The organism is Methylocaldum sp. GT1TLB, assembly GCF_051027445.1.
In the GTDB taxonomy this organism is placed as follows: domain Bacteria; phylum Pseudomonadota; class Gammaproteobacteria; order Methylococcales; family Methylococcaceae; genus Methylocaldum.
Genome location: NZ_CP194898.1, coordinates 1,318,061 through 1,342,621 on the forward strand (window position 1 = coordinate 1,318,061; position 24,561 = coordinate 1,342,621).

20 protein-coding genes and 1 pseudogene are annotated in these 24,561 nt (G+C 60.2%); 9 read left to right on the plus strand and 12 right to left on the minus strand.

Features of this window, described 5'->3' with window-relative positions; all coding sequences use genetic code 11:
- Positions 1–174: 174 nt before the first annotated feature.
- The 7 genes from ACR2R1_RS05770 to ACR2R1_RS05800 form a co-directional block, all read right to left on the minus strand.
- Positions 175–1,131: a cytochrome c oxidase assembly protein gene (locus tag ACR2R1_RS05770; protein WP_434113068.1), complete on the minus strand. Its 957-nt coding sequence runs from the start codon at positions 1,129–1,131 to the stop codon at positions 175–177.
- An 8-nt stretch (positions 1,132–1,139) separates the two neighbouring features.
- Entirely contained in the window at positions 1,140–1,511 is a 372-nt protein-coding gene (locus ACR2R1_RS05775) for a hypothetical protein (protein WP_434113070.1), read from the minus strand.
- Between the two features lie 10 nt (positions 1,512–1,521).
- Positions 1,522–2,130: a cytochrome c oxidase subunit 3 gene (locus ACR2R1_RS05780; RefSeq protein ID WP_347258371.1), complete on the minus strand. Its 609-nt coding sequence runs from the start codon at positions 2,128–2,130 to the stop codon at positions 1,522–1,524.
- Positions 2,127–4,073 (minus strand): cytochrome c oxidase subunit I, encoded by a 1,947-nt coding sequence (gene ctaD, locus ACR2R1_RS05785; protein WP_434113072.1) that lies wholly within the window; start codon positions 4,071–4,073, stop codon positions 2,127–2,129. Before ctaD ends, ACR2R1_RS05780 begins: the two co-directional genes overlap by 4 nt.
- A 469-nt stretch (positions 4,074–4,542) precedes the next feature.
- The gene (gene coxB, locus ACR2R1_RS05790; protein WP_434113074.1) at positions 4,543–5,586 is read right to left on the minus strand and encodes a cytochrome c oxidase subunit II; all 1,044 of its coding nucleotides are present in this window, start codon (positions 5,584–5,586) and stop codon (positions 4,543–4,545) included.
- Positions 5,583–6,137, minus strand: coding sequence for a c-type cytochrome (locus ACR2R1_RS05795; protein ID WP_077731080.1), 555 nt, complete (start codon positions 6,135–6,137; stop codon positions 5,583–5,585). The genes coxB and ACR2R1_RS05795 overlap by 4 nt, the downstream gene beginning before the upstream one ends.
- Positions 6,138–6,515: 378 nt before the next feature.
- Positions 6,516–8,054, minus strand: a complete 1,539-nt coding sequence (locus tag ACR2R1_RS05800; protein WP_156879971.1) for a protein kinase domain-containing protein — start codon at positions 8,052–8,054, stop codon at positions 6,516–6,518.
- Between the two features lie 262 nt (positions 8,055–8,316).
- Here ACR2R1_RS05800 and ACR2R1_RS05805 point away from each other — a divergent pair, with 262 nt between their 5' ends.
- The 3 genes from ACR2R1_RS05805 to ACR2R1_RS05815 all read left to right on the plus strand — a co-directional run bounded on the left by ACR2R1_RS05805 (position 8,317) and on the right by ACR2R1_RS05815 (position 13,185).
- The gene (locus ACR2R1_RS05805; protein ID WP_347258368.1) at positions 8,317–8,742 is read left to right on the plus strand and encodes an OsmC family protein; all 426 of its coding nucleotides are present in this window, start codon (positions 8,317–8,319) and stop codon (positions 8,740–8,742) included.
- A 70-nt stretch (positions 8,743–8,812) separates the two neighbouring features.
- The gene (locus tag ACR2R1_RS05810; protein WP_434113077.1) at positions 8,813–10,000 is read left to right on the plus strand and encodes an NAD(P)/FAD-dependent oxidoreductase; all 1,188 of its coding nucleotides are present in this window, start codon (positions 8,813–8,815) and stop codon (positions 9,998–10,000) included.
- A 233-nt stretch (positions 10,001–10,233) separates the two neighbouring features.
- Positions 10,234–13,185: a transketolase gene (locus ACR2R1_RS05815; RefSeq protein WP_434113079.1), complete on the plus strand. Its 2,952-nt coding sequence runs from the start codon at positions 10,234–10,236 to the stop codon at positions 13,183–13,185.
- A gap of 311 nt (positions 13,186–13,496) precedes the next feature.
- Here ACR2R1_RS05815 and ACR2R1_RS05820 read toward each other — a convergent pair whose 3' ends face one another.
- The 3 genes from ACR2R1_RS05820 to ACR2R1_RS05830 all read right to left on the minus strand — a co-directional run bounded on the left by ACR2R1_RS05820 (position 13,497) and on the right by ACR2R1_RS05830 (position 17,086).
- The gene (locus tag ACR2R1_RS05820; RefSeq protein ID WP_434113081.1) at positions 13,497–15,767 is read right to left on the minus strand and encodes an autotransporter domain-containing protein; all 2,271 of its coding nucleotides are present in this window, start codon (positions 15,765–15,767) and stop codon (positions 13,497–13,499) included.
- 57 nt (positions 15,768–15,824) lie between these two features.
- Positions 15,825–16,040 (minus strand): hypothetical protein, encoded by a 216-nt coding sequence (locus ACR2R1_RS05825; RefSeq protein ID WP_086133301.1) that lies wholly within the window; start codon positions 16,038–16,040, stop codon positions 15,825–15,827.
- 80 nt (positions 16,041–16,120) lie between these two features.
- Complete coding sequence (locus tag ACR2R1_RS05830; protein ID WP_086133300.1) at positions 16,121–17,086, minus strand: NAD(P)-dependent alcohol dehydrogenase; 966 nt, start codon at positions 17,084–17,086, stop codon at positions 16,121–16,123.
- Positions 17,087–17,195: 109 nt separating this feature from the next.
- On the opposite strand from ACR2R1_RS05830, the gene ACR2R1_RS05835 reads away from it, so the two are divergent.
- A complete protein-coding gene (locus ACR2R1_RS05835) occupies positions 17,196–17,435 on the plus strand; it encodes a hypothetical protein (protein ID WP_434113084.1) in 240 nt (79 codons plus the stop codon).
- Between the two features lie 108 nt (positions 17,436–17,543).
- On the opposite strand, the gene ACR2R1_RS05840 is transcribed toward ACR2R1_RS05835, so the two are convergent.
- On the minus strand, positions 17,544–18,185 hold the full coding sequence (locus ACR2R1_RS05840; protein ID WP_434113086.1) for a DsbA family protein: 642 nt from the start codon (positions 18,183–18,185) through the stop codon (positions 17,544–17,546).
- A 26-nt stretch (positions 18,186–18,211) separates the two neighbouring features.
- Positions 18,212–18,688, minus strand: coding sequence for a hypothetical protein (locus tag ACR2R1_RS05845; RefSeq protein WP_077731089.1), 477 nt, complete (start codon positions 18,686–18,688; stop codon positions 18,212–18,214).
- A gap of 165 nt (positions 18,689–18,853) precedes the next feature.
- On the opposite strand from ACR2R1_RS05845, the gene ACR2R1_RS05850 reads away from it, so the two are divergent.
- The 5 genes and pseudogenes from ACR2R1_RS05850 to ACR2R1_RS05870 all read left to right on the plus strand — a co-directional run.
- Positions 18,854–19,591: a DUF2272 domain-containing protein gene (locus ACR2R1_RS05850; RefSeq protein WP_434113088.1), complete on the plus strand. Its 738-nt coding sequence runs from the start codon at positions 18,854–18,856 to the stop codon at positions 19,589–19,591.
- A 364-nt stretch (positions 19,592–19,955) separates the two neighbouring features.
- Positions 19,956–20,561 (plus strand): hypothetical protein, encoded by a 606-nt coding sequence (locus ACR2R1_RS05855; protein WP_434113089.1) that lies wholly within the window; start codon positions 19,956–19,958, stop codon positions 20,559–20,561.
- 126 nt (positions 20,562–20,687) lie between these two features.
- Positions 20,688–21,116, plus strand: coding sequence for a hypothetical protein (locus tag ACR2R1_RS05860; protein ID WP_434113091.1), 429 nt, complete (start codon positions 20,688–20,690; stop codon positions 21,114–21,116).
- A gap of 501 nt (positions 21,117–21,617) precedes the next feature.
- Positions 21,618–23,096 carry an aldehyde dehydrogenase family protein gene (locus ACR2R1_RS05865; protein ID WP_434113093.1) on the plus strand — a complete coding sequence of 493 codons (1,479 nt, stop codon included), beginning with the start codon at positions 21,618–21,620 and terminating at the stop codon, positions 23,094–23,096.
- A gap of 398 nt (positions 23,097–23,494) precedes the next feature.
- Positions 23,495–24,451: pseudogene (locus tag ACR2R1_RS05870) on the plus strand (IS5 family transposase); the annotation flags it as partial.
- Positions 24,452–24,561: the final 110 nt, after the last annotated feature.

A 24,561-nucleotide genomic window follows, 5' to 3' on the forward strand; every position in this document is an offset into this window, starting at 1 on the left:
CACTCCGCGTAGGGTGGGTTACGCTTCGCCAACCCACTATCGATGGGTTTCGCTTCGCTCTACCCATCCTACAGAGCTACAGAGTTCGCGATTGCCGCGCTTCACTGCGTTCAGCACATCCTATTTTTGTGACACCCTCCAAAGGGAAATAACTTTTTCAAAACTCCCTCAACATCATGGTCCCCTCGGGAGCGGGCTCCCGCTGTGCCCCGCCGCGCCGCCCGCGTTTTTTCCGATCGCCTCCAGCCAGGCGGCGAACATCCCGAGGGCGATGACCAGATAGATCGCGCCGGCGGGGACCCACATGATGAGCCCCGCGAGCTGCTGATCCTCGAGCGCGCTCAGTCCGGCCGCCGCCGAGCCGCCGTAGGTCGGATACCAGGGCTGGCTGCTGAAGGTCAGCAACGCTCCTAGCAGGCTGGTATGCACCGTCGTGGAGAACACGTATAGCACCCCGGCCCCGTACCCTCTCGCCCCTTCGCCGCCGCGGATGATCGCCCACCAGAACACCAGTGCCGAAACGAAAAAGCTCAGATGCTGCAGCGTGTGCACGTCCTCATGTCTCAGCGCCGCCTGAAAAAAGACCGGCGCATGCCAGATCCATATGACGGCCCCGTGTATCGTCCAGGCCGCCAAGGGCACGGTCATTCTGCGCCAGAAACGCCCGACCCAGCCGGTTTTGCAATAGCCTGTCAGAGACTTCCGCCACCCGCGCGGAAACGCCCACAGGGCAAAGGCGATCGGACGGCTCAAGACCAGCAGCGGCGCGGCGAGCAGTATCAGGATCTCGTGCTGGACCATGTGCGCCGAAAAAAGCTCGTTCGAAAGCCGATCCAGGGGCGAAATCAGGGCCAGAGCGATGAGCAGCCATCCCCCGGCATAAGCCAGCGCTTTTTGGATGAGCACCCGACGGCCCGTGCCGACTTTCGGCCACAGCCGCCGCAATCCGGCCACGAACAGTCCGGCCGACAACGCAAGACAAAAAAGGACCCAAGGCTCGAAATTCCAGGCGGTCCACTGAAAGCCGGAAATCGCCGAACTCCCTTCGTGAGCATGTCCGCATGCGGGAACACCGAACGCAGTGGACAAGCAGGGAAAGACGGTTCGGCGCGCAATACGGTTTCGTGCCATGGCAGGCCTCACGAGCGCAGAATCATGATCGGAACGGCCTGCGCCAGGATGGTCACGAAGAAGTAGGCGCTGATGATCATCCCGGAGAGCGCCATGAAGCGGCTCCGCGCGATCACCCCGCCTTCTCCGCTCGGCCACGCCGCCCCTGCCCTTTGCCAATTCCGCCAGGAAACCAACCCGCCGGCCGCGGCGATCGCCAGGGCCGCCAAAGTCGCCAGATACAGGGCGAGAGTCGACCCGGGGCCGTGGAAGAAAGGCGTGATGCTGTAACTGGTTTGAAGGTGCAAGGCCCAGGCGACGGGACCCGCCAGCAAACCGGCCCATAGCGCGGCGATACCGCTACGCTCCGAGAAATACCGTTCCGCATCGGCCTGCAACACCTTTCTTCCCTCACTTTAAAACGCGCGGCATCCAGTACAGCGTGGCGTACAGCGGTATCCAGACCGCCACCACGAAGTGCCAGTAAATCCCGTTGACCTTCACCGCCAGACTGCGCCGCTCGCTGAAGTAGCCTATCCATGCGAGAGCGCTGACCACGACCGTCTTCAGGATCAGCGCAACCACATGGGTGCTGTGAAAGCCGATGATGGTCCAGGAAATGGAGCCGTAGGAATGGGTATACCATCGGTACCCCATTTCGCTGTACTCGATGTATTTCAGCACCAAGAACGTCACCGCCAGCGCGATACTCAGCAGCAGCCCCCAGCGCAGGGCCGTTTGGTTGCCTCGGGTGATGCCGCGGTCGGCCCAGTGCATCGGCAGGCTGCTGGCCATCAGCACCAGCGTGCCCAGGGTCGGCTTGACCAGATCGGGCGTCTTGGTGCCCGCCGGCGGCCATTCCGGCTGATCGATGCCGAGATAGAAATAGCTGGTGATGAGGGTGGCGAACACCACCGATTCGACCAGGATGAGACCGACGATGCCCCACCACAAGGGGGCTCTGTAGTCGGCGGGCAATCGTGGAAGCTCGCCGGCATCGAAGCGGGTTTCGGCGTTCATCGGGCTTGCTCCTCCTCGGCGTGACCTCCGACCGCGCGCGGCCAGAGCCATCCGACGAATCCGACAAAGGTCAGCAGCAAGCCGATCGGGAACCAGATCGGATGACGGATGAAGCCGAGAAAACCCGCCGCCACCGCGACGGCGGAAAGAAAAGGCCAGATCGTAGGTCCCGGCAGAATCGCCACGGCGTGCGGCTCGGCATCGAGCAGCGTCGTAACCAGCACTTCGCGCCGCCCGGAGCGGAGTCCCACCACCGTTCCCGCCGGCTCCTCGCCGCGCTCCCACAGCGCCCAACGGCCGCGCACCACAGGGATATCCTCGAAGTTGTAATTGGGCGGCGGCGAACTTGTCGCCCATTCCAGAGTATCCCCGCCCCAGGGGTTGTCCGGTGCGTCGGGTTTTCGCAGGAAACTCAGCAGGGCGTCGACCGCGGTGACGAGCACGCCGAGGGCGAAGACGTACGCGCCTATGGTCGCCAGCAGGCTCAATTCGAACCACCCCGATTCGGACAGATAGGTGTAGACCCGGCGCGGCATGCCCTGCAAGCCGAGCTGGTGCATCGGGAAAAAGCTCATGTTGAAACCGACGAACATCAGGACGAAGCTCCACTTGCCGGCGGTCTCGTTCAGCATGCACCCGAAGACTTTGGGGAACCAGTAGTAGATCGCGCCGAACACCGGGAACACCGCCCCGCCGATCAGCACGTAGTGGAAGTGCGCGACCAAAAAGTAAGTGTCGTGAACCTGCGTATCGAACGGCACCGAGGCCACCATCACGCCGGTCAGCCCGCCGAGCACGAAGATGAAGAAGAAACCCAGCACGAACAGAAGCGGCGTCGCGAACCGCAGCTTCGCTCCCCATAGCGTCGCGATCCAGCAGAATATCTGCACGCCGCTCGGCACGGCGATCATCACGCTTGCCGCGGTGAAGAAACTGACGCCGAGTGTCGGAAGGCCGGTCGTGAACATGTGGTGCACCCACAGCCCGAAGGCGACGAAGCCGATGGCCACCACCGAGAGCACCATGGCGGTATAGCCGAAGATCGGCCGCCGCGCAAAGGTCACGACGATGGACGAGATGACGCCGAGCGCCGGCACCAGGATGATGTAGACCTCCGGATGGCCGAAGAACCAGAAGAGATGCTGCCAGAGCAGCGGCTCGCCGCCTCCCGAGGTCATGAAAAAATGGGTGCTCACCGTGCGGTCCAAGGCCAGCATGACGCTGCCCACCATCAGGGGCGGCATCGCGAACACGATCATGAACATGGTCACCAGCATGGCCCACACGAACAGCGGCATGCGGTTGAGCGACATGCCCGGCGCGCGCTGCTTGAATACGGTGACGATCAGCTCCACCGCCGCCACCAGCGCGGAGATTTCGATGAACGTGATCATCGTCGCCCAGAAGTCCAGACCGAGTCCGGGCGAATACTGGGTCAGCGTCAGCGGCACGTAGGCGAACCAGCCCCCGTCCGGCGCATGGCCCAGAAAACCCGCGGCGTAAAGCGTCACTCCGGCGATCAGGTATACGTAATAGCCGAAAGCGTTCAGGCGGGGAAAAGCCATGTCGCGGGTCCCGATCATGAGCGGGACGACATAGATGCCCAGCCCTTCCATCATGGGCACGGCGAAGAAAAACATCATGGTCGAGCCGTGCATGGTGAAAAGCTGGTTGAAGTGATCCGGCGTGAGGAACGAATTTTCCGGCACCGCGAGCTGGGTTCTCAGAAGCAGCGATTCGATTCCCGCCATCAGGAAGAAGATGAAGGAAGTGACAATGAAGCGCTTGCCGATCATGCGGTGGTTCACTTGGGTGAACCAGCCGACGAAGCCTGACGCGGAATACCAGGTCCGGTCGAGTTCCTCCGCCTTACGGGAAATCGCCGGGCGCTCCGACGCCTGATCCGTGACTCCCGGCCGGTCCGTTTCGGTGCTCGCGGTCATGGGCATGCCCTTTTCGTTTTGTCGCGAACGCGAAGCCTGTCCCGACTGGAGCCAAGGGGCTTATCTCGGCCTATGTAGGATGCCCCTGTCCGTAAACTTCTCGATCGTAGGTCGGCAATCCATTGCCGACGAACACGCGCGGCCGGGACGTGGCGTCGGGAAGGGGGGCTTCGGCGCTCCAATCGCCGTTTACGATTGGGAAGGATTCCCGACCTGCTTGGGGCGCAAGCTGGTAGGCCGGAATAAGCGTCAGCGTTTCCGGCAATCAACGGCGGGAAGGCCACCATGCCGGGAACACGGAGCCTGTCCCGAGGCAGTCGGGAAGATCGTAGGTCGGCAATCCATTGCCGACGAAGCTGTCGGGAAAGGATTCCCGACCTACCTCGGGCGCGAGCATGTAGGCCGAAACAAGCGCCAGCCTTCGTAGGCCGGCAATCCCTTGCCGGCGACTGCGTGTAAAATTTCTTCTTCATTTCAGGCTCTCCAGATAACTCAGCAAGGGATGCAGGCTCTCGGCGTCATAATTGACGGGAGGCATCTTGTTGCCCGGTTTGACGTGCTGAGGATCGAGAATCCAGCCCGCGAGGTTGCCGCGATTATTGGGCAGGGTTCCGGCCGCGAGAGTCCGCCGGCTGGCCAGGTGGGTCAAATCGGGCGCGACCCGTCCGAGCGCGGCGGTCCCGCGGATCGAGTGACAGAGTACGCACGGCGATGAAAGAAAGACCTGCTGTCCCCTGGCGAGAACCGGATCGGCGGGTTCGACCGCCGGAGCGCGCTCCCGAGCCAGCCAGTTCGAAAAGACTTCGGACGGCTCCGCAACCACCCAAAAAGCCATGTTCGCATGCTGTATGCCGCAGAACTCGGCGCACTGGCCGCGAAATTCCCCGGCCCGGTCGGCGGTGAGCCAAGCGACGTTGCTCTGACCTGGAATCAGATCCATCTTGCCGCTCAGATTGGGCACCCAAAAGCTGTGGATGACGTCTCTGGATTTGAGCAGGAATTTCACCGGCCGGCCGACCGGGATGTGGATTTCGTTGGCGGTAACCGCGACCGCCCTATCCTGTTCGTCGAGGTAACGGATCTCCCACCACCAGCGGCGTCCGATCACCTCCACGGTCAGCGCATTTTCCGGCGGCTCCGCCGAAAGTTCTCGGTGAATCGACACGCTGGAAATCAAAACGATCGGGAGTACGATAGCCGGCAGTATCACGCCGCCGGCGAGCACCAGATTGCGGCTCTGGCGCCGATTCAGAGGCGCTTCCCCGCGCCGGCCCCGCGAGCGCCACACGCCGGTCAGAAGCGCAACCATGACCGCCAGCAGAATCAGCGTGGCCACGATGCACATGGCCCACCACAGGTTGGCCAGCATCTGTGCCTGCGGGCTCATCGGATTGGTGGCGTCCTGAACCCCGGAACAGCCGCCGAACAGCAAGACGAAAATCGGAAGGACGACCCGCTTCACCCGGCATCGTGCCCCCCCGCTCCGGCCCGGATTCCATGCGCCTTGGTTCATCGTTTCGGCTCGCCGGGCGATTTCCCGCTTTCATCCGCCGATTCCCGGCGCCTGGGTTCAGGCGCGCCGGTCGCCGCGTACTCGGGTTGCAGCGTGCGGATGTAAGCGATGATCTGCCAGACCTGTACATCGGTAATCCGCCCGCCGTAGGCAGGCATACCCTTGGGCCGGCCCTCGACGATGCTGGCGAACAGGTTGTCGTCGTGAGGACCGTAGATCCACTCGTCGTCCATCAACGGCGGACCGATTGCCCCGCCGCCGCTGGCATGACAGCCGGAGCAGTTAAACCAGTCCCAGAGCTCCTTGCCTTCGGCGATGGCCTGCCGGTCCCCCGCGAAAGGATTTCGGAATCGCGGCAGCTCCGGCATCTCGGGGCCGGGGCGCAAATCAACCATGGGCGCGCCGGTGGGCGTTCCCCCTGCCGGCGGCGCCTGCCTGAACTCGCCTATGCCCCGTTCTTCCCGGCAGCCGGCAACAAGACCCAAACCGAAAACGCCCGACAGAGCCAGCGCCCCCAGCGGCAATTTTCGGCGAAAACATCGGTCATTCATGCGGGACGACCCTCTGCGTTCCTTCGATTCAGGGTACTCCGTACTTTCGGAGTTGCGCGCCTATCTCGGACCGCTCTTGTTACGGCACTCCAATCCGATAAGCTACCAGGACGCTACACGAGGACTTACGTCTCCGTATCCAATAATTTCGATCAGGCCGCCCTTCGTTCTATCCAAAAATACGCAATAGTTCGTACAGAGCTCCGGCATTTCCGCGCATAGACCGGATTTTTCTGAAATGCTGTCAAGGAATAGCGGGAGATGGCGGAAAGACGGGATGACAAATGCCTAGACTTGCCGTCCCTCGGGACCGGCGCTCAGCGTGCGAGCCCGAACCGCGTATCCGGAAACGGAGCGGAAACGCGGGACGCTCCATTGTCAACGTTCAAGCTTGCCCTTGAGTTTGAGCAGACCGTCGTGATTCGGGACGGCTTCCAGCCCCTCCAATACTTTCTTCAGGCTATCGACGCGGTTGCCTTGCTCGAACGCTTTCCATGCCTCCAGCTCCAGGGCGTTCGCGATCTTTTGTATGCCGCTGGCCGCCTTTTCGTTGTAGGGATCGATCTTGAGCGCCTCGCGGTAGGCCCACAAAGCATTGGCGCCGGTCGGGGCGGTCAAATAGCCGACCTCGAAGTGAATGTCCGCCAGTTCCAGCAGATCCGCGACTTTCGCGTGCTGCTCGGCGGTGAGCGTGGTCGCGATCTTGGGCGGCTCCTTGGCTTTATGCAGGCCCATGTAAACATTGCTGCCGATGGCCAGGACGACAACCGTGGCGGCGGCCCAGCTTCCGTAGAACACCGGCGACCGCTTCTGCAGATCGCCGATGAAATCCTCGGCCGTCGGGGTACGGTCCTCGCGCTTGAGGGCGAGGGCTCTCTTGAGACCTCTCCATTGCCTGCCGTTCAAGCCGGAGATGGGCTTGGGCTGCAATTTCAGTTCGACCGCGACGTCCGCCGAAATTTTTGCGTACGGATGTTTCCCCGCCAAAAGTTCGTAAGTCACGCAGGCCAGGGCGTAAATATCGTCGCGCGGGTCCGGCTCCTCGTCCTTGAGCATCTCGTAACTCGCATAAGCCGGCGTCAGCGCCCCCAGATCGCGGGCATTGAATACGGTCGCGTCGCCGCCCTTCTTGTCCGTTCGGCCCGCGGCGCAGGCGATGCCGAAGTCGAGCACCTTGACTTCGCCGTTCTCGTCGATGAAGACGTTGCCCGGCTTGAAATCCGAATGGACGATGTTCTTCTTGTGGGCGTGGGCCAGCGCTTCCGCCATGCCCTGGATGATCGGCCAGGCCTTCTTGAACGGCATGCCCCCCTCGGGAAGCTCTCGGATCAATCGGTTGAGGGGCTGGCCTTCGAGGTATTCCATCGACATGAAGACGTGCCGGTCGTCCCTGTCGAAGTCGTACACATTGATGATGTTCGGATGGGAAAGCGTCTGAGCCCGTTTGGTCTCCCTCTGGAGCGCGATCAGGGAAACGGGATTTTGCTGAAAATCCTCGTTGAGGACCTTCAAAGCAACATAGGGCTCTTTGTCGTTGGCCTCTTTCTTGCGCAGGTCCAGTGCCTTGAACACTACGCCCATTCCGCCCTCGCCCAGCACCTGCTCCAGCACGAACCGGTCCTTGAGGACGTCGCCGATTTGCAAAGGCCTTACCGTTAACGCGGATTCGACCGGCAGCGGGACACTGTGGCCGGTCCGGGTACTCAGCCGAGTCGAATCGCCATCATCGCTCGGCGCGGGCGCCGCGACGGGACGCGGCGCCTCCGGCACCCTAGGGGCGAGGGTCGCCAGCCGCGTCTTTTCCGCATCATCGTCTGCGGCAACCGCGGCCGGACCCGGACGATTGCCGGCGGACGAGGGCAAGATCCTGGTTTTGTCGAGTGCATCATCACCAGACGTTTGCTGAATATCTGTCATTTTTCTTATCAGGGAAGATTGTTTTGCAAACACATCGCGGCTCGGTGGCGTTCTTTATGATAGCCCCTCCCCGGAAGGATGCGGAAAAACAAACGTGCAACTCTCTTTTCGGAGAAAAGTCTCATACCTTAAACGGTGAGCGGGGAACGTCACGAGTGGTCCGAGGATAAGTTCATCCCGAGCTTAGTCGAAGGGCCGCCATCGGGACGCGCAGTAGCTTCCCACCCACCGTCTTAGACCTAGAGATCTTAAAGGAGGGAACATGGCGGTACGAAGCGCATCGGCCGAGTGGGAAGGCAATCTCGCTCAGGGAAAAGGAAGCATGCGATTGGGCAGCGGCGCCTTCACCGGGAGCTACTCGTTTTCGTCCCGTTTTCAAGAGGGACAAGGCACCAATCCCGAAGAGCTCATCGGCGCGGCGCATGCGGGTTGCTTTTCCATGGCGCTGGCACACGGCTTGGCGCAGTCCGGGCACACGCCCAAGCGCATTGCGACGACGGCGAAAGTCCACCTCGAAAAAGCGGGCGAAGGATTCAAGATCACCGCGATCGAGTTGGATACCGAGGGCGACGTCCCCGGAATCGACGCAGCGACATTCCAGACGTTCGCCGACGACGCGAAACGGAATTGCCCGGTCTCCCGGCTTCTCACCGGTGCCGAAATCAAGCTCAGGGCAAAGCTCGTTTAGCGCCCAAACAGTTTAAGGCGCTCGCGGCCGAAACCTTTGACGGACGAGGGCGCCGACGGAGGCGAATGATATGCCGCACTACAACTATCTCATCATCGGCGGCGGAATGACGGCGGACGCCGCGATTCGGGGCATACGCGAGATCGATACCGGGGGAACGATCGGACTGATCGGCGCGGAGGCGCACCCTCCCTACAACCGCCCGCCCCTCTCCAAAGGACTCTGGAAAGGAAAACCAATCGAGCGCATCTGGCGGAAGAACGTCGAACGGAATGTCGCTCTGCATCTCGGCCGGACCGCCAGCACGCTGGATCTCGCGGCCAAGCGCATCGACGACGATCAAGGGACCGCCTACACCTTCGATAAATTGCTGCTGGCGACGGGCGGAACCCCGCGGCGACTCCCCTTCGGCGGCGACGACATCATTTATTTTCGAACCCTCGACGACTATCAGCGTCTTCGCGCGCTGAGCGAGGAAAAACAGCGCTTTGCCGTCATCGGCGGCGGATTCATAGGTTCCGAGATCGCGGCCGCTCTGGCGATGAACGGCAAGGAAGTGGTCATGGCCTTTCCCGAAGAAGGGATAGGGGCGCGACTGTTCCCGCCCGACCTCAGCCTGTTCCTGAACGACTACTATCGACAGCAGGGCGTCGAGGTGCTGCCCGGACAGCAGGTCACCGATCTTCAAAAGTCGGACAACCAGCTCGTCTTGACCTTACGCGACGGGAAGACCACCAACGAACGGGCGATTTCCGTGGATGCCGCGGTGGCCGGCATCGGTATCGTCCCCAACATCGAGCTCGCGAAAGGCGCGGGCCTTCGAGTGGAAAACGGCATCGTGGTGAACGGCCTCCTGCAAGCCGGTACTCCGGACGTGTATGCCAGCGGAGACGTCGCCAATTTCTACAATCCGGCCCTGGACACACGCTTGCGGGTCGAACATGAAGACAATGCCAATACCATGGGCAAGCACGCCGGTCGAAACATGGCCGGGGAAACCGTTCCGTATCACCATCTTCCGTTTTTCTATTCGGATCTGTTCGAGCTGGGATACGAAGCCGTCGGAGAAACCGACTCCCGCCTCGAAACAGTCGCCGATTGGTCGGAGCCGAACCGAAAAGGCGTCGTCTATTACCTGCGGGACGGTCGGGTCAGAGGCGTGCTGTTATGGAACGTCTGGGAACGCGTCGACTTAGCCCGCGAGCTGATTGCCGAACCCGGCCCGATCGACCCTCGCAGCCTGAAGGGAAGGCTTTGATGAGACGCCTTCGTCGGCAAGGGATTGCCGACCTACCACAGCTCGGGAGTAGGTCGGGAATCCCTTCCCGACGCACCGCTTCGTCGGCAACGGATTGCCGACCTACAACTGCCCGACGCACCGCCTCTTTGTCGGCAAGGGATTTGCCGACCGACCACAGCTTGTTTCGGCCTCACGCCCCAGAACGTTTCGGCAGTATCCGGCGCCGTTATCCTTATAGGACGGAAGACATAATGAACGCTCTACTAAAACTCATCGAGCACGGCCAAAGCTATTGGATCGACAATCTCACGCGGCGCATGATCACCAGCGGCGAACTCGAATGCCGCGTCCGCCGCGAAGGCCTGCGCGGGGTGACTTCCAATCCGCAGACCTTCCAGAAAGCCATCGCCGGAACCAAGGATTACGACGAGCAAATCGAAAGCCTCACCTGCGGCGGCCGTCCATGCCCCGACGTGCGCGAGATCTACGAAGCGCTGGTGACCACCGACATTCGAGACGCCTGCGACATCCTGCGTCCCGTTTACGACGAAACCTCCGGACTGGACGGCTACGTCAGTCTCGAAGTGTCTCCGCACATCGCGCATTACCCCGAGGCCTCGATCGAACAGGCACGGCATTTGTCCCGCATCGTGGACCGGCCCAATCTGTTCATCAAGATTCCGGGCACCGTCGCCGGCCTGCCGGCCATCGAGCAGCTTCTGTTCGAGGGCATCAACGTCAACATCACCCTCCTCTTTTCCGTCGAGCGTTACCAAGCCGTCGCCGAGGCCTATCTCCGAGCGCTCGAACGGAGGACCGAGGCTGGTCTCCCGCTGGAAAACATCGCCTCCGTGGCCAGCTTTTTTCTGAGCCGGATCGATGTATTGGCGGATCAGCTCCTGAGTCAGCGAATCTCCCCGGAGATTGCCCGCGACCTCGAGCCGGACCCGAAAACGCTGCTGGGAAAGACGGCGATCGCCAACGCCAAGCTGGCTTACCGTAGCTTCAAGCGAATCATCACGAGCGATCGATGGAAAGCTCTGGAAAACAAGGGCGCGCGCATGCAGCGCATGCTATGGGCCAGCACCAGCACGAAAAATCCGGACTACTCGGATGTCATGTACGTGGAACCGCTGATCGGGCCCCACACGGTCAACACCATGCCGGAAACGACCATCGACGCCTTCGCCGATCACGGCGCGGTGCGCGACACGATCGAGGAAGGCTCGGACGAGGCGCGAGGGGTGATGGAGGGGCTTTCGAAGCTCGGAATCGATTTCGGCCTGGTTACCGCCCAGCTCGAAAACGAGGGCGTACAGAAATTCATCGAACCGTACGACGCCCTGATGAACAGCCTGGCGGACAAGTGCCAGAAATACTCGAATCGCCGCGGCATCGCCCTCCTGCAGAAAGTGGCGCGCCAACTCCGCCGCGACGTCGTCATGATGACGACCGAAGCGGGATCGGGCCATCCGACCTCGAGCCTGTCCTGCGCCGATATCGTCGCCGCCCTCTTCTTTCACGAAATGCGCTGGGACCCGAGCGACCCGAGCGCCCGCAACGTGGACTCCTTCATCTTATCCAAGGGCCATGCGGCCCCGATCTTATGGGCCGCGCTCCACGAGTCCGGCGCGAGTCACGAGGACTTGGGTTCGCTGCGCAAAATCGACAGCACCTTCGAGGGCCATCCGACGCCGACCAATCCCTGGGTCAAAGTGGCGACCGGCTCGCTGGGTCAGGGGCTGGCCGCCGCCAACGGGATCGCGCTGGCCAACCGCCTGGACGGCATCGCCAGCCGGGTCTTCTGCCTCGTGGGGGACGGCGAGTGCTCCGAGGGCTCGGTGTGGGAAGCGGCGCAGTTCGCGTCTCTCAACAAGCTGTCGGGGCTGGTCGCGATCGTCGACGTCAACGGCCTGGGCCAGACCGGACCCACGCCTTATGGGCACCGCACCGAGGTATTCGCACGCCGCTTTCAGTCCTTCGGATGGTCGACCATCGAAATCGACGGGCATGACATGGAAGCCATACTCGACGCCTTGTATCGGGCCCGAAAAGGCGGCCCGACGGCGATCATCGCCCGAACCGAAAAAGGCCACGGCGTTCCCTTTCTGGAAGGCGCTCACGGCTGGCACGGCAAGGCCCTGAGCCGGGAGGAGATGGACCGGGCGCTCAAGGAACTGGGCGATACGGGCGTGCACATGACGGTGGAATCGCGGCGGGTCGGCCAGATCCGGCGCTCCGACCCCGAACCGGCGCCGCCCCTCGAGATCGGCTACCAGCCGGGCGAAAAAGTCGCCACGCGCAAGGGATTCGGGAATGCGCTCAAGAAGCTCGGGGGACTCATGCCGGAAATTGTGGTGCTCGACGGCGACGTGAGCAACTCGACGTACACCGAATTTTTCGCCCGAAGCTATCCGAAGCGCTTCTTCCAAAGCTATATCGCCGAGCAGAACCTGGTCGGAACCGCGCTCGGCCTGGCCGTTTCAGGCAAGATTCCGGTCGCCGCCAGCTTCGCCTGTTTTCTCTCGCGTGCTTACGACTTCATCCGCATGGCGGGCCACAGCCGTCCGCCGCATCTCGTCTTCTGCGGCAGTCATGCCGGCGTATCCATAGGCGAGGACGGCCCTTCGCAGATGGGCCTTGAGGATCTGGCCATGTTCCGCGCCCTGGCCGGCAGCACCGTGCTGTACCCGTGCGACGCCGTCAGCGCCGAACGCCTGACCGAACTGGCGGTGAAGACGCCGGGCATCGTCTATATACGCACCACGCGCCCTTCAACCCCGGTGATCTATTCCGAAGATGAAGATTTTCCGATCGGCGGCAGCAAGGCCCTGCGCTCCGGCGGGGACGACCGATTCACGGTCGTCGCGGCCGGCATCACCGTGCACGAGGCGCTCGCAGCCCATGACAGCCTGAAGCAGCGAGGAATATCGGTGCGCGTCATCGATGCCTATTCGGTCAAGCCGCTGGACGTGGCGACCCTGGAGCAGGCGGCGCGGGAAACACAAGGCGTCGTGGTGGTCGAGGACCACTGGCGCGACGGGGGACTCGGCGATGCGGTCGCGGCGGCCTTGAATTCCACGGTACCCGTACATCGTCTCGCCGTAAGCAAAGAGCCCCGATCGGGAACGATGGAAGAACTGCTGGATCGGCACGGCATCTCCCGGCGAGCGATCGAAGAAAAGATTTTGGAGTTTGAATAGGTTAACGAACCGAGCCCCGCCCGTTTCGACGGCTTACCGAAACCGGATTTCGTGGGGCGGGTTAGGCGCACTCCAACACAAGCTAGCTATCGATCACTACGCTTTGCGTGCGCCGTTACCCGCCACGCCGTCCTTCGGCGGGTTACGGTGCGCGCATGACTCGTGTGGTTACGCGCGGAAGGTATGGTGCGCACCTAACCCGCCCTACCATGGGCTGTGTCGGGAAAGGATTCCCGACCTACTTGGCGGCACCGATGCGTAGGTCGGCAATCCCTTGCCGACGCATCCTCCGCACCCAACCGGAAAATGCTCTAAAACTCCAACCGCACGCCGGCATTGACGGAATGGCGTGTTTCGAAGCGGTTGTCGACCAGGGTCTCGTACTGGACGAATGCCGATCCGCCGTGGGGGAGAACCGCCGAAACCGAGGTTCTGAGATTGACATAGTCCCGGTCCGGACTGTCGCTGCTCACGGTGAATCGATGCCCGCCGGCGTCGTCGGCGAAACGGGCGCCGATCAGACGGCTGTCTTTCGCGAATTCGTGCTCCCATTCCACACCGAGCTGCGATACGAACACACCGACGGCCGTGCCGGCGGTATAAGACACCATTCCGCCCAAGGCCGTGGTTACCGAATCCACCGTCTGCGCGTCGATCGCCAGATTGAGCGGGTCCGCGCCCCGCTCCGTATAGCCGTCGATGGTGGTCCGTCCGTATTCCGTGCGCCCGCGCAAACCCAGTGTCCACGCGCCAAGAGGAAAATCGTAGCCGCTGTTGACGCTGTAGCGCTGCTGCCAGCCTTCCGTGTCGCTCTTGGCGGTCATTCGCACCGGCCCGAAAGCGTCGATATAGGCGATGTTCCGGGTCGAACTGTACTGGTTGTAGGTACCGTTGGCCACCAGGTCCAGATACCAGCGGTCGGTGAGCTGATAGCTGCCGAACAGGGAAAACGTCGTACCGTCGATTTCGAGATCGCCTCCGTTTCGGACGGTATTCGATTCGGTATAGCCGTAACCCGCGGACACGCCCATCAGGAACTGCCGGGTGAACCAATAATCGACGCCCGCCGTGAAGCCGTAAACCTTGGAATTGAATCCCCGCTGCAAGCGCGTGGTGTTTCGGTCCCCCGACTCGAACTGGCCGTTCACGAAGACGCCCAGCCTGCTGAATCCGCTGTCCTCGTCTCCGCTGGCTCCGCCGGAGCTGCCGAACGGAAGCATAGCTGCCAGCAGGTTGCCCGGCAGCGTCTGCCCGTCGAGATTCAGGGTCAATCCGTTCACGCTGAAACCCGAACTTCCGGCTCTCAGTTCCACCAGCCGCTGGTTGACGTTGCCGACCTGAATCTGCGAGATCCGCCCGCCGCCGAGGGCCTGCGCGGCGGTTTCTTCCGGACTGATGCTGCTGAGGGCTGCCGCCACCTTTTCCAGCCCGCCGGGTTGATTCAGCAATTCGGTAAGCCCTTGAATGCGCTCCTGCAAGGCTTCGGAGGCGCTGTTGGTGCTGACGATGGTCTGAAGCGTACCGGCCAAGGATTCCTGCTGCACCAGGTCCCCGGCCGTGTTCAGAGTGGCCCCGACCACCACGGTCACCGTGCCGGTACTCTCGCCGATCGAGTTGGCGACGGTGTAAGTGAAGCGGTCCTCCCCCACGAAATCCGCTCTCGGCGTATACACGACCTGGGTGGTTCCGCTCACCGTTGCTGTGCCGTTGGCCGGCTGGGACACCGAGGTCACGACGATCTGATCGGGATTGCTGTCCACTACCGTGACGGTTACCGGCTGCCCGGTCGTGGTGCTGGTTTTGTGACTGGCGGCGGTCGGCAGGCGTGGATTGACCGTGATGCTCACGGTTGCATTGGCGCTTCCGGCCGGGTTGGTGACGGTATAGACGAACGAATCCATACCCACGTATCCCGCGTCGGGGGTATAGATCACCGACGAGCCACTCGGAACAGCGGTGCCGTGGGCCGGCGCCGAAACGCCGGCCAGCTGGAGCTGTGCTCCGCCGTCGTTGTTCAGCACCCCGATCGCCGTCGCCTGGTCGCGCGGGATGGCGACGCTATCGTCGGTTGCCGTCGGCGGCACGTTGGTATTAATCGTCAAGCTTGTCGAAAAGGAAGGGAACTGATTGTCAAATGTTCTTCCCGATGCAACCACCGTATTGCCGTAGAGGACCGACATCCCGCTGAACTCCTGGCCGTTCATGTCGATCTGGAGCGGTGTGGCATAGGGCAATACGAGCTGCTGAGCAAAGCTGCCCCGGATCTGCGGACTGCAGCAAATGCCCCCCAGATCTCCGTAGGTTTGCTCGAAAAGAATCGAGTTGGCGCTTAAATCGGTGATCCGGATGTGACCGAAAGAGGCGGGATCCATGGTCCCCTCGGCCACGTAAACCTCGGCAAGCTGTCCTTCCGATTCGAAAGAAATGCCCCGCAATTGCAGGGAATAGAAGTTAGTCGCGATCTGATCGGCGAAAGGAACGAAGTCGGCATAAGCCGCCGTTTGGCCCAACGCAAGCCATAGCGCGGCTGCGATACCGCAAAAGCGGCAAACGCCGGGCGTTCCGCGAAGGAAGTTCGACATCAGCCCGGCGGCTACAGATTCATATCGGTTTCGGCCGACTTATACGCGACGAAAAACCTAATCTTCCTCGTCCATCAAGTCGAATACCATCTGAACCGACTTTCCCGTTTTCGTGTTCGTGGCCTTGAACGTGGCGACCTCGTTCTCTATTCCGACACACTCGATTTCGACGGGCGGATCGTCGTAATCGCTCTCGGGTATGTCCAGCCGATCCATGAGGTCTTGGTTTTCTTCCGCCGTTAATTCCATGTTGCCGTCTGAATCGATGCGCATAGATCTGTAGCCAAAACGATTGAAGTGAATAGGGTCTTTCCGATAATTCCCGGCGGACCGATCCCCGGATGTTGAAGGTGTCAGGTCGATCCCGCAGATGCGCCGAGTATGTCGATGACGATCTTGCCCCGTGCGTGTCCCGATTGGCTCCGACGATGCGCAAGATCCAACTGGGACAGCGGGAACACACTGTCGATGACGGAACGCAACCGCCCCTGCTCCGCCAGTGTGCTCAAGAACGCCAAATCTTCCCCGTTAGACTTGAGCATGACGGTCTTGATCCTCTTCTTCGAAAAAAGCCGGAACAACACTGAGCGAACCATCAGACCGATCGCGGGCAGAGTGGATACATAGATGCCGTCCGGTTTCAGTAAACCCTCATAACGCCCGAAAGGCTCCGAAACCACGGTATCGAAGATCAGATCGAAAGAGGCCAAGGGACCGAACTCGGTCGTCTGAGTATAGTCGATGATCTCGTCCGCCCCGAGCTCACGTACCCAGGGCGCGTTGGCGCCGCTGCATACCGCGGAAACGTTGGCTCCGAGCGCCTTGGCGATCTGTACGGCGTAATGCCCGACACCGCCGGAAGCGCCAACGATCAACACCCTGCCGCCCTCCTTCAGGCGGCCGAGATCGCGCAGAGCCTGGAGAGCGGTCAGCCCCGCCAAGGGCAAAGCCGCGGCTTCATGGTCGATCATCGTCTTCGGCGCCAAGGCGGCCAAGCGTTCATCCACCGCGGCGAACTCGGCTGCCGTTCCGAAACCCCGTGAGCGCAAACACGCCATCACCCGGTCGCCGGGCCGAAAACGCGTGACCTTCGCGCCGATCTCCACGACTTCGCCGGCGAGGTCCATGCCGGGTATGGACGGAAACCGGACCGGAACGATAAAGCGTAAACTGCCGTTATGCAGCTTCCAGTCGATCGGATTGACGGAACTCGCGGCCACTTTGACGAGCAGTTGGTCCGGCGACGGTTTCGGCGCGGGCACTTCGGCCGGATGAATTTTCGACGGATCACCGTAGCCCGTGTATTGCATGGCTTTCATGGACATCTCCTTTGTTCGATGAGTGAATGCGAAAAACGATTTTATTCAAGATGGAGCGTCAAAATAGTTGAAACCGCGATTTCATGACTGACTTTACGGGAGATCCATTGTGACGACACGTCATTTGCAAATCGATGCGGACACGTTCGAAGCGGCCAAGGCCCATATTCAGCAGCAATTCGACACGCTTTCGTGGTGGCCGACGGAAGGACCGGATCAGGCCAAACAGGAATACAGGCTCATGAGCTCCAACCCGGCGCAATTGACGTACTGGTGCGAGAAATGGCTGAACGGCGGGCAATGGCGGCAATTGGAAAACGATGTGAGACAACGGCTTCGGCGCGGTTAGAGTGTTGTAGGTCGGGAATCCCTTCCCGACGTTAACAACTTGCTAAGCGGGTTTGTCGGCAAGGGATTGCCGGCCTACCATTTCTCGCGCTACTTGAGCGTGGCGACACTATAAACGCGCGGCGATAGCCGACAAAATCCGATTTGCGTCGCCGTAATCCACGGGCATTTCCGAGTATCCTTCGTCATGAGACAGGAGCAAGGTCGGAAAACTGCGGACCCCGAGCTCTCGCGCCCAGCGGATTTCTTCGAGCAATTCCACGTGAGTATCGGGATGCCGGAGATCCGCCGCGAAGCGGCCTCTGTCCAAACCGATCTCTTCCGCCAGCTCGATCAAAGTCGAGTCGTTCGACGGATTTCGCGCTTGCAGGTAATAGGCCTGTTGAATCGCGAAGATCATGGCGTCCTCGAAGCCGGCGCCCTGCCGGCGCGCGGCGATCACGGCGCGGCAGGCCGGGTAGGTGGAACGCCTTGGAACGCATTTCGTCCAGAAATCGAAATTGAACCGGGTGCCCGGCACCGAACGTTCTATCGTTCGCCAAATGTCCTGAATGTTTTCGCGCATCTCGGCCGGCATGGGCACCGCGCTGTCCGGCGCCAGACCGCCCAGAAACTGTTCGATCTCCACGGCATCCGGCAACCGGGTCCGTACACTCTGCCATACAGGTCGAAACGCCCAGCACCAGCTGCACATGGGATCGTGAAAATAGAGCAGCGCCGGACCGGCGGCTTTAGGTCGATTGTGTAACACTGCCTTTCACCGGATGAACTCACCGGCTAATCCGTGCCCGCATTCTGCTTCAAAAAGTCCGCCCATTGTCTTGAAGACATCGAATTCAGATAAGCTTTTGCCATTTCCGGAGTGAGCAATTCGATCAGAACGCGGTTCTCCACCCACAATTCGACGACATCGAAAAGCCCCCCTCTGTTGCACGTCACGGCGCGCCAGCTCTCGCGGGCGGCGATGCTCTTGATCTGTTGTTCGGTGAGATCGACCGAGACGGCGGCGTGGGTGGCGGTGAACGGCGAGGATGCCTCGTTATTCATTGAGCTTACCTCTTCGTGCTCCAGGCCGGGCTTGAGCTCCGTGCCGAGCGGATAAACCTCGATCGCCGTACGGTGCGGATCATCGGTCAGTGCAATGTAGCTGCCGGAGAATACGGGAAATGGAAATGACCGTCCCCCCAGCAACTCCGCAAGAACCGCCGCTGCGTGCTCGGGGTGCCTGGCGGCGATAGAAATATGGTGAATCATTGGTACGTATCCGTGAGAATGAGAGTCTTTGCCGGGAACGGCTGCCGCCCCGTAGCTGCCCACACGGACTCATAACGGCCTGCCGTGAAATCGTCGGCGTAACCCGAAACGAGCAGCGTGTTCCCGGTACGCCAGCCTACCGAAAATCGCCCAAGATCGGCAACCATGAAAATCGTACTGGTTCTTATTTTTCTCGCTTTATCGGCCTGCGGATGGCTGCCCAAAAAGCAGGCGCACGACGCTGAAATCAGCCCTCGCTTAAGCACCGGCATCGAACTTCCGCCCACAAAAGACCGAATTCTCGCGCTAGCCATCAGCGAATGGTTCTACTTCGGTCGGCAATCGGTCATTTACGACGGCGACAAGGAAAGCATCCCGCTGGTCGGGTTCTGGGAGGACGAATCCCCCTACGCTCAACGAATCAACCAGTATTGGCGAGCGGTCGGCATGCCGGAACGTACCGGCCGAAATTGCGAACAACCGTGGTCGGCGGCTTTCGTCAGCTGGGTCATGGCCACTGCGGGCGTTCCGAAAGAGCGGTTTCCGCCTTCGGAAGCCCACTGGATGTACCTTTCACGGATTATTCGCAACGCCGAGTCGCCGAACGCCGTTTTCGTGCCCAGACGCATACACGACTACGCGCCGCGTCCCGGCGATCTGATCTGCGCAAGCCGCGGGTCCTCGATCACTCCTCCGTTCGTACAATCCCCTTTCCTCGAAACCATCGAGCACACCAAACTCCACTGCGACATCGTCGTCGAAAAACACGGTCGGACCCTGGAAGCCATCGGCGGAAACGTCAGAAACTCCGTTTCCAAGAACATTTTGAAACTCGACAAGAATGGGCATCTTCGGCCGATACCTCGCCGCCCCTGGTTCTTGATCATCGAAAACCGCTTGTAAATGACGGATAACGCAGATGTTTCTTTTGCAGTCCATAGGATGTGCTGACCATCGGGAAGCGCCCTTCGACTACGCTCAGGACAGGCATCGTTCGCGATCGATGGGGTTCATGCCGGACAATCCCTGTCCGGCACCCTTCGGGCGGACTACCGTGCAAATCGGCTATCCTGCCGATTTGTCACTTCGCTCAGCCCATCCTATGACGGCTACAAAGGCTGCCGTTGGAAAATCAGAAGGCCGCACAAGCCTTGATTCCACTAAACTGCCGGAACAATAAGAAAGGCAAAAACAGTGGGTTGTGCTAGGTTTATTTATCCGTAACTCGGTCAACACTCCTGCCTTATCGTTCAAGTATCTCCGCCTCATGAGTCAAGACGCCTCTCAGGTCGAAAAACGCGCTCGTTTTACGTCCCGCTCAACTTTGCGCGGCATGCCGAATGGATCGTTTTCATACGGCGGAATAGTGAGGCACCCGATTCTGCCCTACTCGGGCTATTGCGCCCTACCGCGCTTTAGGCGGCAAGTGAAATTTCAATATACGAAGGCAAAATTCGTGCAGATATTCAAAAAATACCTCACGATATTGTTCCTATTATCTGCCTTTGGTTGTGTGCCATCTCAGGCAGATCAGCAGTACGCGATTAGTCAATATGACAACGGTGTTGGCCTAAAAATGGTTGTCATTCAATCATTCAAGTCTGCTAAATGTGAAATACTAATTGAAAATTATTTTGCTGGGTTGAAGCTGGATTGCCCTGAATGCAAGAAGGAGTACGGTGGATGTTCACAAAGCATTCCATCAGCATATGAAGCTGTTTGGCACAATCAGAGCTTCGTTGCACCGTATACAACAAGTGGAACATTTAGAATGATTTACTCGGGCGTATCTCGTGAACAGGCGGAGGCGATATGTACAACATACGCTAGTGCAATTCGACGAAAAGGTATGCAGGCGGAATGCATAAAGTAGGAGTTAAACCGTATGGTGGTTCTAGGTTGGAATCTCGACCTAACATTCTGCTCCAGGCGACCGCTTTCTGCTACGCTCCAAGCGTCGGCTGAGCTTTGTCGTTGGGTGCGTCGCAAGGAGACGTAAATGCCAAAGAATTGGAACGAAATATCGGACGACGAGATTCTGAACTTCGAGGACGCGCACACTGGGAAAATGGCTCGTTACGAGCGCATCATGCAGCAAAAATCCATTCAGGCCGCAATAGGATTGCGCGACAAGGTGACTGGCCTGATGGGAACTATATATAGGGCGAGTCAAGGGCTTCAAGAAAAGACTACCGACCTAATCTCGCTGTACGAAAAAATATCTAATGCTCAAAGTCGACAGCAAAAAATCCTAATCGCTCTCTCGATCGTCGTAGCCGTATCTACTGCCGTGTACACCGTGATTACCTGGCAATCCGTAGCTGCGATGAGAGAAGCAAATGAAATACAACGGCAGTTTTTGGAATTAGAAAAATCAAAGTCCGTAACTCAGAATCCGCCCAACAAGCCGCTCAAGCCGATGCCGTAAAATGTCACAGCTCGCGTAGGGCGGAATAGGGTACTCCCGTATTCCGCCGGATGGATTTGGCTACCACGCGGCGCAATACGCGGGTACGCTATTGCGCCCTACTGCCCTTCAGCCATTGATTGGTCATCCCGGTTTGGGTCGCCAGCGGCCGCGACAGATGCCAGCCCATAGGGTGCGGTGACGACAGGAACCGCACCAATCGCGAACGATGCCTGTCCTGAGCCTAGTCGAAGGGCGGTTCGTTCCTCACCGCATCCTACGGTTCTACAACAAATCAACGGTGCCCCTCGTTGTCGGTCGTCGAAAACCGGTCGTAAAGACCGGATGCAGGATTTTTTCGACCAGGGGTGTAATCTAAGCGGGCGCCATCCGGAATCGGATAACGCGGATTTTTGGAGCGGCGCCGTCTGTCAAAGCCATGGGTGCAGGCGGCGGCACACCTGTAGTCAGAATCAGGGTCGAACCGGGACCCGTTTCAATTCAACCGACGAGGGAATGCAGATGAGTGCGGAACCAAAACAGATCAACCCGTCCCAGATCAAGATCTCTCAAACGAAAATGCTGATCGCCGGCAAGTGGGTCGATTCGGCCAGCGGCAAGACCTTCGAAACGCTCAACCCCGCGACCGGCGAGGTCATAGCCCGCGTCGCGGAAGGCGACCGCGAGGACGTGGACAAGGCCGTTCGCGCCGCCCGCAAGGCGTTCGAGGAAGGCCCCTGGCGGAAGATGAACGCGCGCGAACGGGGACGTTGCCTGTACCGCCTGGCGGACCTGATCGAGAAGCACTTCGACGAACTGGCGGCGTTGGAAACGCTCAACAACGGCAAACCGATCACCGAAAGCAAATCGGCCGACCTGCCGCTGACCATCGAATGTTACCGCTACTACGCGGGCTGGGCGGACAAGATCGAGGGCAAAACCATTCCGATCAACGGCCCGTTCTTCACCTACACCCGTCACGAACCGGTCGGCGTGGTGGGGCAAATCATTCCGTGGAATTTTCCGCTGCTGATGCAGGCCTGGAAGTGGGGCCCGGCTCTCGCGGCCGGCTGCACCATCGTGCTCAAACCCGCCGAGCAGACGCCGCTGACCGCGCTTAGGGTGGGCGAACTGGCTCTCGAAGCCGGCATTCCGGAAGGCGTCATCAATATCGTGCCCGGATTCGGCGAAACCGCCGGAGCCGCGGTCGCCGAGCACATGGACATCGACAAGGTGGCTTTCACCGGCTCGACCGAAGTGGGCAAGCTCATCATGCAGGCCGCCGGCCGTTCCAATCTGAAGCGCGTCACGCTGGAACTCGGCGGGAAAAGCCCGAACATCGTCTTCGCCGATTCCGATCTGGATGCGGCGCTCGAAGGCACATTCCAGGGACTCTTCTTCAATCAGGGCCAGTGCTGCTGCGCCGGCTCTCGCCTTTTCGTGGAAAAGAACATTTACGACGATTTCGCCCAAAAGCTGGTCGAACGGACCCGCAGGCAGGTCGTGGGCGACCCGTTCGATCCGAAAACTACCCAGGGACCGCAGGTCAGCCAGGATCAGTTCGATCAGGTCATGGGCTATATCCGCTCCGGCAAGGAGCAAGGCGCCAAGCTTCTGACCGGCGGCAATCGCGTCGGCAGCCGGGGCTTTTTCATAGAGCCCACGATTTTCGCCGATGTCGGCGAGGACATGAAAATCGCGCGCGAGGAAATCTTCGGGCCGGTGCTGTCGATGATTCCGTTCAAGGACGTGGACGAGGTCATCGGACACGGCAACCGCACCATGTATGGACTGGCGGCGGCGGTGTGGACCAAGGACATCAGCAAGGCGCATCGCCTGGCGGCCGAACTGAAGGCGGGAACGGTATGGATCAATTGCTACGATATCTTCGACACGGCCGCTCCTTTCGGCGGGTTCAAGATGTCCGGCATCGGGCGCGAACTCGGCAGCTATGCCCTGGAGAACTATACCGAGGTCAAGACCGTTACCGTGGCGCTGTAGAGGCAACGCCCAGCAAATTCCGGTGGGCACGGCCTATCGGCCTTTGCCCACCCTACGACATTATCGCGGCTGTAGGGTGGGTTAGGCGCGCATCGCACCGAGTCTGGAAAGTTCCCATGGTGTTTCCGCGCGCCGTAACCCACCAGGCAAGGCAGCGGAACTATCGAAAGCCAGTTGAAGGTCGGCAATCCTGTGCCGACGAAATCGTCTGCCACGTGAGGCGGCAGAAGGCGTCGGGAAGGGATTCCCGACCTACTCCGGCGTGGTGTGTGCAAGCTTGGCAGGTCGGCAATCCCTTGCCGACAAAGGTGTCTTAACAGCATTAAGGAAACTCTGAATAAGTCCCTGGCCCCGATAAAATAACGCCCAACGTCCAATTTTCGACAGGTCGATACCAGATGAAGCAACTCGGACTCAGTGCCACCGTGTTTGTGAAGAAACCGAAGCTGACCAAGCGTCAGAAATTTCTCCAGGACATGGAGCAGGTGATTCCTTGGGGGTTGTGGACGAGCCGGATTGCGCCGTACTACCCGACGGCCGGCCGGGGCAGGCGTCCCTTTCCTTTGGAGACGATGTTGCGCATCCACCTGATGCAGCAGTGGTTCGGCTACTCCGATCCGGCGATGGAAGAGGCGCTGCATGACATTCCGATGCTACGCGAGTTTGCCGGGCTGGATGCGGGCGAGGACGCCATGCCGGATGAAACCACGATCCTCAAGTTCCGGCGCCTGTTGGAAACCCATCAGATGGCGCAAACCCTATTCGATGAAACGGCGGCCCTATTGGCGGAAAAGGGCTTATTGTTGCGTCAAGGGACCATCGTGGATGCCACCCTGATCGCCGCCCCGCCGTCCACGAAGAACCGCGAGCGGAAGCGGGATGGCGAGATGAGTTCGACCAAGAAGGGTAACAATTACCACTTTGGCATGAAGGCGCACATCGGCGTGGATGCTGATTCAGGCTTGGTGCACACGGTGGAAGTCACCACCGCCAAGGTGGCGGACGGGGTCATGACCGATGCCCTGTTGCACGGCGAGGAGCGGGTCGTCCTGGGCGATCGGGCCTATACCCGCAAGGACCGCAATCTGGAGGTCGAACGCCAGGAGGGCGAGCCGGTCTGGGCATTTCCCTTCAAGCGTAAGAAGGGCGAGGACTTGCCTGCGGAACAAGCGCTTCACAACCGCATGCTGGCCGCGCTGCGGGCGGTGGTCGAACACCCATTCCGGATCGTCAAACGCCAATTCGGCTATACCAAGGTCCGGTACCGGGGACTCTTCAAAAACGGGCAGCAACTCTACCTGCTGTTTGCCCTCGGCAATCTCTACCAGGTGCGGGAGGAGTTGATGGCGGGCGCCAATTGGGGAGGGAAAAACGACCTTTTTCGGCTGACAGCCCCGGCCGGTTTATCGGAGCCACCAATAAAACGCACTTATTCAGAGCTTCCTTAAGGATTAGGATGGAAACG

Excerpts from the sequence above, each read along its gene's own strand:
- ACR2R1_RS05770 (WP_434113068.1), bottom strand. The coding sequence starts at position 1,131 with ATGGCACGAAACCGTATTGCGCGCCGAACCGTCTTTCCCTGCTTGTCC.
- ACR2R1_RS05780 (WP_347258371.1), bottom strand. The coding sequence starts at position 2,130 with ATGAACGCCGAAACCCGCTTCGATGCCGGCGAGCTTCCACGATTGCCC.
- ctaD (WP_434113072.1), bottom strand. The coding sequence starts at position 4,073 with ATGACCGCGAGCACCGAAACGGACCGGCCGGGAGTCACGGATCAGGCG.
- coxB (WP_434113074.1), bottom strand. The coding sequence starts at position 5,586 with ATGAACCAAGGCGCATGGAATCCGGGCCGGAGCGGGGGGGCACGATGC.
- ACR2R1_RS05795 (WP_077731080.1), bottom strand. The coding sequence starts at position 6,137 with ATGAATGACCGATGTTTTCGCCGAAAATTGCCGCTGGGGGCGCTGGCT.
- ACR2R1_RS05800 (WP_156879971.1), bottom strand. The coding sequence starts at position 8,054 with ATGACAGATATTCAGCAAACGTCTGGTGATGATGCACTCGACAAAACC.
- ACR2R1_RS05805 (WP_347258368.1), top strand. The coding sequence starts at position 8,317 with ATGGCGGTACGAAGCGCATCGGCCGAGTGGGAAGGCAATCTCGCTCAG.
- ACR2R1_RS05810 (WP_434113077.1), top strand. The coding sequence starts at position 8,813 with ATGCCGCACTACAACTATCTCATCATCGGCGGCGGAATGACGGCGGAC.
- ACR2R1_RS05815 (WP_434113079.1), top strand. The coding sequence starts at position 10,234 with ATGAACGCTCTACTAAAACTCATCGAGCACGGCCAAAGCTATTGGATC.
- ACR2R1_RS05820 (WP_434113081.1), bottom strand. The coding sequence starts at position 15,767 with ATGTCGAACTTCCTTCGCGGAACGCCCGGCGTTTGCCGCTTTTGCGGT.
- ACR2R1_RS05825 (WP_086133301.1), bottom strand. The coding sequence starts at position 16,040 with ATGCGCATCGATTCAGACGGCAACATGGAATTAACGGCGGAAGAAAAC.
- ACR2R1_RS05830 (WP_086133300.1), bottom strand. The coding sequence starts at position 17,086 with ATGAAAGCCATGCAATACACGGGCTACGGTGATCCGTCGAAAATTCAT.
- ACR2R1_RS05845 (WP_077731089.1), bottom strand. The coding sequence starts at position 18,688 with ATGATTCACCATATTTCTATCGCCGCCAGGCACCCCGAGCACGCAGCG.
- ACR2R1_RS05850 (WP_434113088.1), top strand. The coding sequence starts at position 18,854 with ATGAAAATCGTACTGGTTCTTATTTTTCTCGCTTTATCGGCCTGCGGA.
- ACR2R1_RS05855 (WP_434113089.1), top strand. The coding sequence starts at position 19,956 with ATGAGTCAAGACGCCTCTCAGGTCGAAAAACGCGCTCGTTTTACGTCC.
- ACR2R1_RS05860 (WP_434113091.1), top strand. The coding sequence starts at position 20,688 with ATGCCAAAGAATTGGAACGAAATATCGGACGACGAGATTCTGAACTTC.
- ACR2R1_RS05865 (WP_434113093.1), top strand. The coding sequence starts at position 21,618 with ATGAGTGCGGAACCAAAACAGATCAACCCGTCCCAGATCAAGATCTCT.